Origin of the sequence: Microcoleus harperi Pol14_C6, assembly GCF_036701295.1 — a bacterium.
Taxonomy (GTDB): Bacteria; Cyanobacteriota; Cyanobacteriia; order Cyanobacteriales; family Microcoleaceae; genus Microcoleus.
The window spans coordinates 57,309-69,563 of the sequence record NZ_JAUBQN010000020.1; the positions used below are offsets into that span (position 1 = coordinate 57,309).

The window sequence follows — 12,255 nt, forward strand, 5'->3', positions numbered from 1 at the left end:
TATTTTTGTCAATCTTAATCACTAGCTCGCTTAGTGTAAAGGCAGGAAGAAGTAAGGGCGATCGGCATTTTTGCTAGAGTTAACGAGTAGTGCGATTCCCTGCAGGATCGCTGCGCCGCGCGTACTTTTTCCTAGCATGAACAACATCCTAACTACCCCCGATCCCGTAACCAGCCACTGGGATTGCCCCGAATGCGGCGGCACCGGTACCCTCAGCCCAGAAATTTGCCCTGTTTGTCTCGGAGCAAAATACATCGATCTCGTTACAATAACGAACTGGATGCTCGATTTTATGGAATCTCGCGGCTGCGATCGAGCTGAGATCGAGCAATTGCGAACCGAAAACCCAGACCCGCTGACATTAACTTTTTGCCTCGAAATTTGTATCGCGCTTAAATAAACAACGAAGACTTATGTTATAATTTATAGCATTTAAAAAATAATGCCAATTTGAACAGAGATGAGCGCTATCAAAGCAGGACAAAAATACTCAAAAAACAATATTTATCAAGGCTTCAATTTTGAACAGCACAAACATTTGGGGATATACATTAAACACCGGAGAGATGAAGCACTAAGCCTGAGTGTTGTATCTAGTTGGTGCTACGGTAAAACCTCAAAAGTTCGCAGGCTTGCTTGCAAGCTGCAGAGTGCATTGTCAACCCTTAAGTCTAACCTAGATGACATCGTTTGTGCTGAAGTCCCACCCAATCACGTTCTTTTCAGAAAGGGCTACAACTCTGAAATTGATCCAATAGAATGCTACTACGGGCAAACTGAGTTCGCTGAACAGTGGGCCAATGAGTTTAGCGCGGGGTTTAGAGAAGAATTTCATGAACAACCATCAGGAAAACTTTGTTTACCCCTAAATCTACCCAGACCATATAAAGGCTTCACGCTGGACGAACATCTCCACGTAGCTAAGATTATGCGTTGTCAGATTAGGCAGTCAGCAATCACAACTATCCTGATATGGAATGCTTATGGAAGCAATTCTAAAGCAACCAAGGCAGCTTACAAATGGTGGAAAGCCGCAACTGCCCTAGTCTCGGAACTTCATCAAGTCTCAGGTGAGATTGGTATATATGCCACAACATATCCTAGTGATGAAGCCGAGCGATTTGAGGTACAAATTGCTGCCGATCAGAGCTTTGCTGAGCCGCTGAGAATGCCATTGCAAAAATCTCTTCTTCAAAAGGCTGTGGTGGCTCATGCCGGAAAAGTCACTAACGATACGTACAACCTGGATCTCGGATTGGATTGGCTAAAAGTCAAGATCACTTATCCCTAATTACCAATTTACCAATGCCCAATACTCAGTGTCCCTTAACCGGATGTTGCCCGTAAAAAGGCAAAGCATCCGACCAATCAGGACGACTTCCTATTTGCCACTCCAAATAAGCCAATTCCAACACACTAGAAACCGACCAACCCAACTCGCTACCAACTTCAATTAACTGATAAGAATTCCCCCAGTTATCCAACTTTTCCTGCCAAGATTCAGGAGTCATCACCGTATCAGGAAACAACTCAGTTAAACCAGAATCTTTGTTAACTGAATAAACCGCCCCAAACAATTGTCCCCGCTGTGCAGGCATTTGCAGCGCGATATCCTGATTTGAGATAGATTTTTTACTGCTGCTGCAAGCGACAGCCGCCAAAGTTGAAACCGCAAAAACCGGAATATCCAACTGTTGGGCCAAAGTCCGCGCCGTCACCATACCCATCCGAGTCCCCGTGAAACCTCCGGGCCCCTTCGCCACAGCAATAAAAGCCAAATCCGCCCAAGTTTGCGGCTGAATAAACTCGACTAAATACTGATGCAAATGAGTTGCTAAATCGCGATCCAAATTCCAAGTTTGGCAGCGAGAATCCCCGGCAAAATTGCTGATGGCTAAACCGAGTTCGCGACTAGCTGTGTTCAGGGCTAAGCCGTATTTTTTAACTGATGTTCCGTCTTGGGGATGAGTATTCACGATTACTGATAATTTTCCTTAACAAAAAACAGAGGCAAAGCCACAACTAAGCAACCCAAAAGAATACCAAATATTCCCGTATTTAAAATCCTGGAATTACCCATGCTCCCAGTCATCAAGAACAGCACAACTAAACTTGCAAATAAATTTTTATTTGCAAATTCTTTGTGTTGGGAAACTTGATGCTTCACCGTCATAAAACCCGACGTAACTATTAGCGCAAACCAAGAATTAAAAATGACTATTTGAGAGCCAAAGATAAACCAAACTAAGGCAAACATTAGCGCATCTATCCAAAAATCCTGAGTTTTTAACTTAGGCAGCCAAAATTCTTGGGTAGTAACAGGGGCGATTTTCTTGACTAATTGATTGTGTTGCAGCCGCACGAGTTTGTTTCTCAATTGAATCTTGGGATCGATTTGCAATATTTGCTTCCACTCCGGGCGGCGAGAATTGTTGACTCTTCCCAACAGCTTCACGGCTGCGACTTTATTTAACTGCAAATCGGTGAGTCTGGTGGCAATTATTTGAGATAAGTGCGGATAGTAAACGGGGTTGTCTTCGGTTCTGTTGATGACGATATTGAGCTGTTGCTTGGCTTGACTGACTTGGATTGTAACATTGTAGGGGGCGATCGCCTCTTGCAAAGCTTCCTGAATTTCGGCTTGCTGTTGGCGAGTAAAAAGCGATACACCGGGCGCAGGTGTAACCACCCGTTCTGCGGGCGTTTCCGGCGCGTCTAGCACAGGCTCTGCGTCTAAATAGACTGGTTTGGGGTTCAAGTGCCGGATGACTGCTGATGCTGAACTGTAGCGCCGATTGGTGGCACTTTGAAGCATGGTGTCGAGGATGCGGCCGAAATCGTCGCTAACAGCAGTCTTCAAATAATTTCGCCAAGCCCAAGAATCCTCTGTACTGTCGAACAAATCGAAGGGAGGAATTTCTGTCAGCAAGTGAATGCAGGTAACGCCCAAACTGTAGATATCGCTGGCAAAAACTGCTTTCCCCATCAATTGTTCTGGGGCTGTATAAGCAGCACTGCCGATGATTGTACCAGTTGGCTGCAAGCCGTTTGCTGTTACTTTCTTAGCTGCACCAAAGTCTACTAAAACAATATCTTTTTGGAAAGGAGACCGTTGATAGGAACTTTCTAAAGCGGGTAAAGGAGTTGGAGATAGCCTGCGGCGAATGATATTTTCGGGTTTGATATCGCGGTGAATGACTTTTGATTTGTGGACGAAGTGGAGCACTGGCAATAAATCGTTGAGAATTTGCCGAATTTGAGTTTCGGTGAATGCTCCTTTTTGTTCTAATTCTCTAGCTAGGTTTTTGCCGTCTATAAATTCTTGTACTAAATACTGTCTCCCGTCTTGTTCAAAATGCGCGATTAATTCTGGAATCTGGGGATGTTTTCCCAAGGTTTCTAGCTGGGCTGCTTCTTGGTGAAATAGTTGAGCGGCTTTTTCGGCGGCGGTATTTTGTGGGAAAAATTGCTTGATTACGCACTGCGAAAAAATCAGGGGTTTGGTTTCATCAACTGCTAGAAATGTTCGGCCAAAGCCTCCTTGCCCGATCGGCTTTATGGTTCGGTAGCGAGATGCTGATGGCGTTTCTGGGTCAATAGTCAACAACAATTTTGAGCCGCAACTTTGGCACAATTCTGCATCCCCTGGGTTTTGCGGATTCTGACAAGTTGGGTTTAAGCAATAGCACATTGGATTTTAGATTTTAGATTTTAGATTTTAGATTTTAGATTGGGAATGGGGAATGGGGAATGGGGAATTGGGCATCGGGCATCGGGCATCGGTAATTGAAAATTGGGAATTGAATATTGGAAATGGAAAATTGAAAATTGGGTAAAAAGAAGAAACAAGAAAATGAGAGCGTTTTATTTTTTCGTTCTTCCTTCTTCCCTCTTCCTTCTTCCCTCTTCCTTCTTCCTTAAGTCGGGACGAGTTCGCCTGGCCGCAATTTTGCCCATTTGCCGGTCTCTTGCTTGAAACTCTGACACCCGACTACATCCCATTCCATTTCAATTTCGTCTTGGCGGGGGCGGATGTTGACGTTGATGGTGGGTTCTACGGGGTCGAAATCGGGTGTTTCGGTGAGGTGAAGCTGTTCGTGCTGTTCTTCTACGGCGTGGTAGGTGAAGCAGCGGTCTACATAGTGGCAGTTAATACAAATACACATTCTTGATATCCTCTGTGCATTTCAAAAAGATTGGTGAAAATTGAGCTTTCTGTTAATCTAGCGTAGCAAGAGTTTAATTGTTTGTAAGGAAAGTAGATTTTTGTTGCAATGCCGATTAATTTGCCCTCTTCATTATCTCCTGATACTTGGCCGTTTGATGTGAAACTGCTGACACCGCCTGCTTATCTGGTGGGCGGTGCAGTGCGGGATGCGTTGCTGGGGAGGCGATCGCACTATTTTGATTTGGATTTCGTTATGCTAACACGGGCCGTGAAGACTGCTCGAAAAATTGCCGATCGCACGAAAGGTGGATTTGTCTTGTTGGATGCGGAACGCCAAATTGCGCGGGTGGTGTTTGCGGGCGGTACGGTGGATTTGGCGCAAGCGGAAGGGGGGAGTCTGGAGGGGGATTTGCTGCGCCGAGATTTTCGGATAAATGCGATCGCCTGCAATCCTTTTACCGGAGAAATCATCGATCCTTTGGACGGTCAAACTGATTTGCGCTTGGGTTTGCTGCGGATGGTTTCGCGGTCAAATTTGGAGGACGATCCGCTGAGGTTATTAAGAGCTTACCGCCAAGCGGCGCAGTTGGGTTTTGCGATCGAACCTGAAACTCAATCGGCGATTCGGGAATTAGCACCGCTGTTGAGTCGGGTAGCGGTGGAACGGGTGCGGACGGAATTGGGTTATTTGTTGAGCAATCCTGACGGTGTTCCTTGGATTTGTCGCGGTTGCGAAGACGGTTTGTTTTCGATTTGGTTTGAAAGTGCGATCGACCGTTTTGATATTTTGACAAAAATTGACGCATCTGCTGACAAATTAGCGGCTATTCACCCGGAATTAGGGAAGGAATTCGGGCGTCAGATTCGAGATACAATTAAAACGCCTTTGTTGGCTGTCGCGAAGCTGGCTATTTTGGCAGATTCCGACCCGACAATTGCTGAAATCCAGTTGCAGCGGCTGAAATACAGCAATGCGGAGATTAAAAGTGCGATCGAGCTTTTGAAATACTTGCCACAATTGCAAGCACAACCTATTGCGGAAATGTCTTTGCGAGAACAGTATTTTTTGTTTCGGGATGTGGGAATAGTATTTCCAGTTTTAGCGGTTTTAGCCGTGGCGGCAGGAGTGGCGGTTGAGAATATTTCACTGTTAATTAATCGCTATCTGGATGCTGATGATATTGTTGCTCATCCCACACAGTTAGTTACCGGCAATGATTTAATGGAATATTTGAAATTGCCCAGAAGTCCCCGCATCGGTCAATTGTTGATGGAGATTCAATTAGCGCGGGTGGAAGGGAGAATTGCGACTCCCGAAGATGCGCTGAAATTAGCGCAAGAGTTACTTAATTAGTAAGTTGAAATTGATATATTGCAGAAATTAGAACGGGCAAGATACCCGTTCCACAAAATTCAACTTTCCCGTGGGGTGGGCTTTGAGCCACGCCCTAAAAAGTTAGTTGACAATGGCCAAAAATCAGAATATTAAACAATATCTCTTAATTCTTCCAGCAATTCAAACTTGCCATCGGTACCAGGTTCAAACTCAACAACTTTCAACACAGCATCAACATTCAGCGGCCCGTAAATGTGCGGGTAATTTTCACCCGCCGCCAATTCATATTTGATTTCAGATTTTACTTTTTCCGAGTCAATCAACAGCAGCAGCAATCCTTTTTTACCAACAAAGAACTTATTGGCAGATTTAACAACTTGCGGCCGAGTCGAACAGTGGATAAATCCTTCAGAGTCTAGGGTCTCACCGCGATAGGATTTAAGCTGTTTTGCTTCTTCCCATTGTTGGCTTTGAGTAATGTGAAAAATAACGCTCATAAATTATGTTACCTGGAAAAGAGAAGCTAGGTAGAGCATCTAGATATATGTTCCAAGGCTCTACCTAGGAACGAGATTAAAGGACTAAAGTCCCTACTACAAAACTAGCACGATACGAGTAGATCAGATCGCCCGAGAACTCTCATATCTTCGTCATCGAGTTCGACTGGTGTGCCGCTGCGAATTAGTTCTACAAAATCCTCATTCGGCACCATGATGCACAAAGCGTACAAACGTTCGCTGCCCGTATTCTCAATTACGTGAGTGCCCGTTGGAGGCACTAACAAACTATCTCCCGGTTGAATAGTAACTGTTTTGCCGTCGCAGGTTGCTTGCCCTCTTCCTTTGAGTACAAAAAACATTTCTACTGCGAATTGATGGCGGTTGGGAGGAGTTTTGCCGCCCGCATCGAAAATCTCCACACAAACAGTTAATGAAACATTAGCTGTTACCGGATCGAAGACGATAGCTAATCTATTAGTATCGCCCGGACTGATGCGAAATGCTTGGTAGTCTTGCGGAGACTTTACCACTGGAATCATACACTGGTTTGTCATTTTTTTATTGTGAGTTGTCGGTTGTTATGTTTCTGATATGATTAGCGAGCGAGCCAGAGTCATTAGTTTAGGACTTACGCATGGGCGGCGAGAAACCGGGTTTTTACTGAGAAGATGTGTTACAGGCGACAAAAACCGCAAAAACCCGGTTTCTTTGCTGCTGAGCCGTAAGTCCAGTAGTTGCGAGCTTAGCCTCAAAAAGTTATTCTTAGTGACTAATGACTGCTGACTAAGGACTAAGGACTGCTATTTAATTGTTTCTAACATAGCCTGAGAATCAGACACAAAACCAAAACATTGCTTAACGTTATAAAGAGTCGCTTGCCAGCAATAATCTGGCGATGTCGTAGCTGTACAATCTTTGACTAAAATACAGTCGTAACCGAGGAAATTAGCATCTTGCAGGGTAGCCATCACGCACTGATCGGCGTTTACTCCTCCGAAGAAAAGTGTAGTTCTACCGAGGTTCCGCAAGATACTATCTAAAGGAGTATCCCAAAAGCCGCTCATCCGATATTTATCAACGCAAATATCCTCCGGTTTGGGTTTTAATTCATCGACAACCTGCGCCGCCCAACTCCCTGCCATCAGTACAGGGGCGTTGTTTTTTGGCAGCGGATCTCCCAAACCTACGCCGTCGCCTGTGGGATTGTAAACGTGACGGGAAGCTGCACTAATATTGAGCAAATCGGGGCGGTTTCCCCAGTTTATCCAAATAATTGGCACTGCGTGCGATCGCAATTTGGGCAGCAAATTTTTTAAAGGATTAATTGGAGTGCGGGCGGGCGTTACATCTACGCCAATATGGGCTAGCCAACCGTCAGAATGACAGAAATCGTTTTGCATATCTATCACCAACATTGCTGCTTTTGCCAAATCCACACGCAGAGTTTTAGTTTCTGTTTCTAAAGTAACAATTTGTGGGTCAAGTTGCGATCGGGTGATATCGGCAATTTTGGCATCAACTTTCCAAGCATTCGGCGGTACGCCCAAGGTGCGGAGAGAATCAGGATTCATAGGAATTTTGACTCAAAAACAATTTCGATCTTATAACTATTTGATTGTTACTAACTTGTCATATCTTAAATCTTTGTTATAATTAACTATTTGGGGAACTTTTTAATAAAGTTTAGAATTTATTAAGTTTATTATCGTTGGGCGATCGCAATGTTAGCGCCCTGCAATCATACAATAAAAATCAATATAAATTTACAAATCTCTTTTCTGATAATATGATCCCGTCCTTGGCTAAAATCTCAAGTAGCATTAGAAACCGTATTTTAGGGAAGCATCACCAGCGTTAAAAGTCAGTTAAATTATCCCATACAGCCTCAAACTAAAAATATAGGTCACAATAAAAGCAGTCAAAGTAAATTAATTAACACAGGTAAGTCATAATAGTAAAGTAAGATCACTCCCCAACCAAAGATAACAGTTATGTCATGGAAAACCAGGCAGGCTACTGTCGCCATCATTACATTAACAATTTTCGCTGAATTAGCGCCGGCACTTAAAATTAACCCCATCAACCTCGCAAATCCTAATCACTCCAAAGCTGCAGCCATGACACCCCCTAACAGCCAGACCGATGTAGACGCCCGACTTGTTGCAGCTAATACCAAATTTGGTTTTAACTTGTTCAACACCCTCAGCAAACAACAGCCGAATCAAAATATCTTTATTTCCCCTACTTCTGTCGCCCTCGCACTGTCAATGGCATACAACGGAGTTAGCGGAGAAACGAAACAAGAAATGACAAAAGTTCTCGAATTAACGGGAATGACTCCCCAAGAAATCAACGCAGCAAATCAAGGTTTGCAAAATAGTTTGCAGAAAGTTGACCCCAATGTCCGAGTATCAATTGCCAACTCGCTTTGGGCGCAACAAGGCTTCTCCTTAAAACCAGAATTTCTGCAAACAAATCAAAAATACTACAATGCTAATGTTACCGAACTAGACTTTATGAATCCGCAAGCTATTAGCATCATTAACAACTGGGTAAGCCAAAAAACTCAAGGAAAAATTGATAAAATAGTCGATCGAATTAGCCCCGATCAACTCTTGTTTTTGATTAATGCTATCTATTTCAAAGGCAACTGGAAAACCCCCTTTGATAAATCTCAAACTGCCAACAAAACTTTTGCTTTAACCGATGGCAGTTCAAAACAGCATCCGATGATGTCTCAGAAAGGCTTTTATTGGTACTACGAAACACACCAATTTCAAGCAGTCAGTTTACCTTACGGAAAAGAAGGCGCTCTGGCTATGTATATTTTCTTGCCCAACTCCAATAGCAATTTTGCCACTTTCTTGCAGCAATTAACACCAGAAAACTGGAAAAAATGGATGCAACAATTTAGCGAAGAAAAGGGTGAAATTGAAATACCGCGCTTCAAGATAGAGTATGAAGTTGAACTCAGCAACACACTCATACCTTTGGGAATGGCAGGATTTTTTAATATTTCACAAGCCGACTTTTCGCCGATGACTGATGACAACGTAGCAGTAGCTTCAGTAAAACACAAAACATTTGTCGAAGTGAACGAAGAAGGTACAGAAGCAGCCGCAGTGACTTCCATCGAGTTATTCAGAAGTTTGCCTTTTCAAATGAATGTAAACCGTCCATTCTTTTGTGCCATCCAAGACAATACTACAGGAACAATATTATTTATGGGTACCATCGTTGACCCCCAATAATATCAAAAATAGTAGGTGCGTCAGGAAATGTTCGATCGACTTTTAATCAAATAACCCTAGCTGGCGCACGCTAACAAGCTAATTATACGGTAAAATATCAGTCTAAAAATAATCATATTTGCGACAAATTGATGATTAAATTGCACAAATGGCAGCGGATACTGGCTTTAATAGTTGTTTTTGCGATCGCCCTTACCTCCTCCGCCATATTATCCCCGCGTCTGTTGGCTCAAACCCGCCCCCAAACCCCAACAACCGAATTGCGCGGCGTCTGGCTGACTAACATTGACAGCGACGTTATTTTCTCCCGCAACAACATCATTGACGCTGTAAATCGACTGGCTCAACTCAATTTTAATACCATCTATCCCACGGTTTGGCAAGGAGGCTATACGCTTTATCCCAGTGCGGCAGCCCAACGAGCATTCGGACAGTCGATCGACCCATCGCCCGGATTGAAAGACCGAGACATACTCAAAGAAATTATAGCACAATCCCATCAAAAAGGTATAGCAGTAATCCCCTGGTTTGAGTTTGGTTTCATGGCTCCCGCCGAATCGGAATTAGCCGCACTTCACCCCGATTGGCTGGCGCAGCGACGCGACGGGTCAACTATTTGGAAAGAAGGCAAACACGATCGAGTTTGGCTGAATCCATTTCATCCCGAAGTTCAGCAATTTATCTTAGATTTAATCATAGAAATTGTCGATAATTATGATATAGATGGCATTCAATTTGACGACCATTTCGGCTTGCCAGTAGAATTTGGCTACGACCCACGAACAGTGCTAATGTATCAAGAACAAATCAAAAGCCCTCCCTCCGACGACTCCCGCGAAACCTTCTGGGTGCGCTGGCGCGCTGACAAAATCAATGACTTCGTGGGGCGAGTTTCCCGCGCCATCAAATCCCGAAAAGAAAAATGTATTGTCAGCTTATCTCCGAACCCTTTTCACTTTTCTTTACCCGCCCACTTGCAGGACTGGTTTACCTGGGAAAGACGTGGCTACATCCAAGAAATTGTATTGCAAATTTATCGCAGCGATATCAAGCGTTTTAGTGCCGAACTGGAACGGGAAGAAGTCAAATTAGCTAAACTTCACATTCCAACTGCGATCGGCATTTTAACAGGTCTTAAAAATAATTCGGTGCCGCTCAAACAAATTCAAGAACAAGTGCAAGAAGTGCGAAAAAGAGATTTCGCGGGCGTGTCTTTCTTTTTCTACGAAAGTTTGTCGAATTGGGCTAACGAAACCCCCGAACAGCGCAATTCGGCTTTGCAAGAATTCTTTCCCACAAAGATGCAGCGCCCCCCCTCCGAAGCCCAAATTTAAAACCTACGGTTAAAATGAGAAAAAGCATACAGCGCTTAGGAATAGTCACCTTATCTTTAACTGCTTTCCTAACAATTGGCTATCTCACTCCTAGAAAGTGGGGCAATTACTCGCAAGCCGATTGCATAATCTCTCTATACATTTCCAATGAAGGCATTCACACCGAAATTATTGTTCCAGTTAAAAATGAATATTTTGACTGGAATCAATTTTTACCGCTAACAGAAATAGGGCGGGATGCCACTTCTGATTATAAATATCTATCTTTTGGCTGGGGAGATAGAGCTTTTATGCTGGAAACTCCCACCTCAGGAAGTATCAATCCAGTTACAGCTTTCAAAGCCCTATTTCTCCCTACTCCCTCTACCGTACACGTTCAAGGTTTTCGGGTTCCTCCCCAAAATATTGAAACCAAATGTGTAAAAATTAGTGGAGCGAATTATATTAAAATAATAAGTTTTCTTAAAAATACCTTCCAATTAGACGCCGCAGGTAAGAAAATGAAAATTAGCTACGGCTACGATAACAGCGACAGTTTTTATGAAGCAAAAGGCAGTTACTCTATTTTGAGAACTTGCAACGACTGGACGGCCGAAGCTTTGCAAAAAGCTGATGTCAATACTCCTTTATGGTCAACCCTTTCTTCGGCTATTATGTTTCATTTAAATAGCGGTTGCGAAGGTAAAAAATAAATGTAATGGGTAATACGATTTGAGATTTTAGATTAAACGATGGGGAATGAATGATTATGTATGGGTTGGGAGATTGCCTAAAGTTGCATTCTTTTTTTTAACTGGTATAATTAGCAATTTGAGGAAAAATCATGAATGTAATTCCAGCGATCGACTTATTGGATGGAAAATGCGTCAGATTGTATCAGGGAGACTACGCGAAGTCTCAGACTTTTAACGACAACCCCGTCGAAGTCGCCAGACAGTGGGTAAATGAAGGCGCAACCATGCTGCATTTAGTAGACCTCGACGGCGCTAAAGCAGGTCATCCAGTCAACCAAGCAGCCATTGAAGCGATCGTCCGATCCGTAGACGTTCCCTGTCAAGTAGGTGGGGGAATGCGCGATCGCGCTTCTGTTGCTGCTATCCTCAATTTAGGCGTCCGGCGCGTCATTCTCGGCACTGTCGCCGTCGAACAACCGCAATTAGTCGGCGAATTGTGCGCCGAGTTTCCCGGCAGAATTCTGGTGGGAATAGATGCCAGAAATGGTAAAGTTGCGACTAGAGGCTGGCTAGAAACTTCGGAAGTTTTAGCAACAGAATTAGCGCAAAAAATGGCAGAGTTAGGGGCCGCTGAAATTATTTACACCGACATTCACCGCGACGGTACTATGGAAGGGCCGAATTTGGAATCTTTGCGCGAAATTGCTAACGCTATTTCGATTCCCGTGATTGCTTCCGGTGGCGTTAGTTCGATCGCCGATTTGTTAAGTTTACTGGCTTTGGAACCCATTGGTGTCAAAAGTGCGATCGTCGGTAGGGCAATTTATACCGGCGATATCTTGCTAAAAGAAGCAATTCAAGCAGTCGGACAAGGGCGGTGGCAGGATGTACCGCCAGAGGTGGGTTCTTCAAGCTTTGCTTGATAGTTATGTCGAGTTAACTGGCTACCCAATATGTAACAGTTATCAATTTTCCGACTCACAGTCAACAGT

Annotated in this window: 13 protein-coding genes; 7 read left to right on the top strand and 6 right to left on the bottom strand. The window is 43.9% G+C overall.

Features of this window, described 5'->3' with window-relative positions:
* Positions 1–136 precede the first annotated feature (136 nt).
* The gene (locus QUA27_RS15335) at positions 137–400 is read left to right on the top strand and encodes a hypothetical protein (protein ID WP_333068884.1); all 264 of its coding nucleotides are present in this window, start codon (positions 137–139) and stop codon (positions 398–400) included.
* Between the two features lie 60 nt (positions 401–460).
* Positions 461–1,291 (top strand): hypothetical protein, encoded by an 831-nt coding sequence (locus tag QUA27_RS15340; RefSeq protein ID WP_333068885.1) that lies wholly within the window; start codon positions 461–463, stop codon positions 1,289–1,291.
* 25 nt (positions 1,292–1,316) lie between these two features.
* Here QUA27_RS15340 and tsaB read toward each other — a convergent pair whose 3' ends face one another.
* From tsaB to QUA27_RS15355, 3 genes are all read right to left on the bottom strand, one after another.
* The gene (gene tsaB / locus QUA27_RS15345) at positions 1,317–1,976 is read right to left on the bottom strand and encodes a tRNA (adenosine(37)-N6)-threonylcarbamoyltransferase complex dimerization subunit type 1 TsaB (protein WP_333068886.1); all 660 of its coding nucleotides are present in this window, start codon (positions 1,974–1,976) and stop codon (positions 1,317–1,319) included.
* Between the two features lie 2 nt (positions 1,977–1,978).
* Positions 1,979–3,691, bottom strand: coding sequence for a protein kinase domain-containing protein (locus tag QUA27_RS15350; RefSeq protein ID WP_333068888.1), 1,713 nt, complete (start codon positions 3,689–3,691; stop codon positions 1,979–1,981).
* Positions 3,692–3,917: 226 nt separating this feature from the next.
* Entirely contained in the window at positions 3,918–4,166 is a 249-nt protein-coding gene (locus QUA27_RS15355) for a Ycf34 family protein (RefSeq protein WP_006632635.1), read from the bottom strand.
* Between the two features lie 108 nt (positions 4,167–4,274).
* Between QUA27_RS15355 and QUA27_RS15360 the strand changes: the two genes are divergently transcribed.
* The gene (locus QUA27_RS15360; RefSeq protein WP_333068889.1) at positions 4,275–5,522 is read left to right on the top strand and encodes a tRNA nucleotidyltransferase/poly(A) polymerase-related protein; all 1,248 of its coding nucleotides are present in this window, start codon (positions 4,275–4,277) and stop codon (positions 5,520–5,522) included.
* 131 nt (positions 5,523–5,653) lie between these two features.
* Here QUA27_RS15360 and QUA27_RS15365 read toward each other — a convergent pair whose 3' ends face one another.
* From QUA27_RS15365 to QUA27_RS15375, 3 genes are all read right to left on the bottom strand, one after another.
* On the bottom strand, positions 5,654–6,001 hold the full coding sequence (locus QUA27_RS15365; RefSeq protein ID WP_333068890.1) for a DUF952 domain-containing protein: 348 nt from the start codon (positions 5,999–6,001) through the stop codon (positions 5,654–5,656).
* A 104-nt stretch (positions 6,002–6,105) separates the two neighbouring features.
* A complete protein-coding gene (locus QUA27_RS15370; protein ID WP_445251513.1) occupies positions 6,106–6,543 on the bottom strand; it encodes a cupin domain-containing protein in 438 nt (145 codons plus the stop codon).
* Positions 6,544–6,804: 261 nt separating this feature from the next.
* On the bottom strand, positions 6,805–7,575 hold the full coding sequence (locus QUA27_RS15375) for a cysteine hydrolase family protein (protein ID WP_333068892.1): 771 nt from the start codon (positions 7,573–7,575) through the stop codon (positions 6,805–6,807).
* Positions 7,576–7,995: 420 nt separating this feature from the next.
* On the opposite strand from QUA27_RS15375, the gene QUA27_RS15380 reads away from it, so the two are divergent.
* The 4 genes from QUA27_RS15380 to hisA all read left to right on the top strand — a co-directional run bounded on the left by QUA27_RS15380 (position 7,996) and on the right by hisA (position 12,186).
* Positions 7,996–9,255 carry a serpin family protein gene (locus tag QUA27_RS15380; protein ID WP_333068893.1) on the top strand — a complete coding sequence of 420 codons (1,260 nt, stop codon included), beginning with the start codon at positions 7,996–7,998 and terminating at the stop codon, positions 9,253–9,255.
* Positions 9,256–9,386: 131 nt separating this feature from the next.
* Entirely contained in the window at positions 9,387–10,589 is a 1,203-nt protein-coding gene (locus QUA27_RS15385; RefSeq protein WP_333068894.1) for a glycoside hydrolase family 10-like protein, read from the top strand.
* 14 nt (positions 10,590–10,603) lie between these two features.
* Complete coding sequence (locus tag QUA27_RS15390) at positions 10,604–11,281, top strand: TIGR02117 family protein (protein WP_333068896.1); 678 nt, start codon at positions 10,604–10,606, stop codon at positions 11,279–11,281.
* A 131-nt stretch (positions 11,282–11,412) separates the two neighbouring features.
* Positions 11,413–12,186 (top strand): 1-(5-phosphoribosyl)-5-[(5-phosphoribosylamino)methylideneamino]imidazole-4-carboxamide isomerase, encoded by a 774-nt coding sequence (gene hisA / locus QUA27_RS15395; protein ID WP_333068898.1) that lies wholly within the window; start codon positions 11,413–11,415, stop codon positions 12,184–12,186.
* Positions 12,187–12,255: the final 69 nt, after the last annotated feature.

Bases quoted from the DNA above. Each gene is read 5' to 3' on its own strand.
- QUA27_RS15360 (WP_333068889.1), top strand. From the start codon at position 4,275: ATGCCGATTAATTTGCCCTCTTCATTATCTCCTGATACTTGGCCGTTT.
- QUA27_RS15390 (WP_333068896.1), top strand. From the start codon at position 10,604: ATGAGAAAAAGCATACAGCGCTTAGGAATAGTCACCTTATCTTTAACT.
- QUA27_RS15385 (WP_333068894.1), top strand. From the start codon at position 9,387: ATGATTAAATTGCACAAATGGCAGCGGATACTGGCTTTAATAGTTGTT.
- QUA27_RS15370 (WP_445251513.1), bottom strand. From the start codon at position 6,543: ATGATTCCAGTGGTAAAGTCTCCGCAAGACTACCAAGCATTTCGCATC.
- QUA27_RS15340 (WP_333068885.1), top strand. From the start codon at position 461: ATGAGCGCTATCAAAGCAGGACAAAAATACTCAAAAAACAATATTTAT.
- hisA (WP_333068898.1), top strand. From the start codon at position 11,413: ATGAATGTAATTCCAGCGATCGACTTATTGGATGGAAAATGCGTCAGA.
- QUA27_RS15365 (WP_333068890.1), bottom strand. From the start codon at position 6,001: ATGAGCGTTATTTTTCACATTACTCAAAGCCAACAATGGGAAGAAGCA.
- QUA27_RS15335 (WP_333068884.1), top strand. From the start codon at position 137: ATGAACAACATCCTAACTACCCCCGATCCCGTAACCAGCCACTGGGAT.
- QUA27_RS15380 (WP_333068893.1), top strand. From the start codon at position 7,996: ATGTCATGGAAAACCAGGCAGGCTACTGTCGCCATCATTACATTAACA.
- QUA27_RS15350 (WP_333068888.1), bottom strand. From the start codon at position 3,691: ATGTGCTATTGCTTAAACCCAACTTGTCAGAATCCGCAAAACCCAGGG.
- QUA27_RS15375 (WP_333068892.1), bottom strand. From the start codon at position 7,575: ATGAATCCTGATTCTCTCCGCACCTTGGGCGTACCGCCGAATGCTTGG.
- QUA27_RS15355 (WP_006632635.1), bottom strand. From the start codon at position 4,166: ATGTGTATTTGTATTAACTGCCACTATGTAGACCGCTGCTTCACCTAC.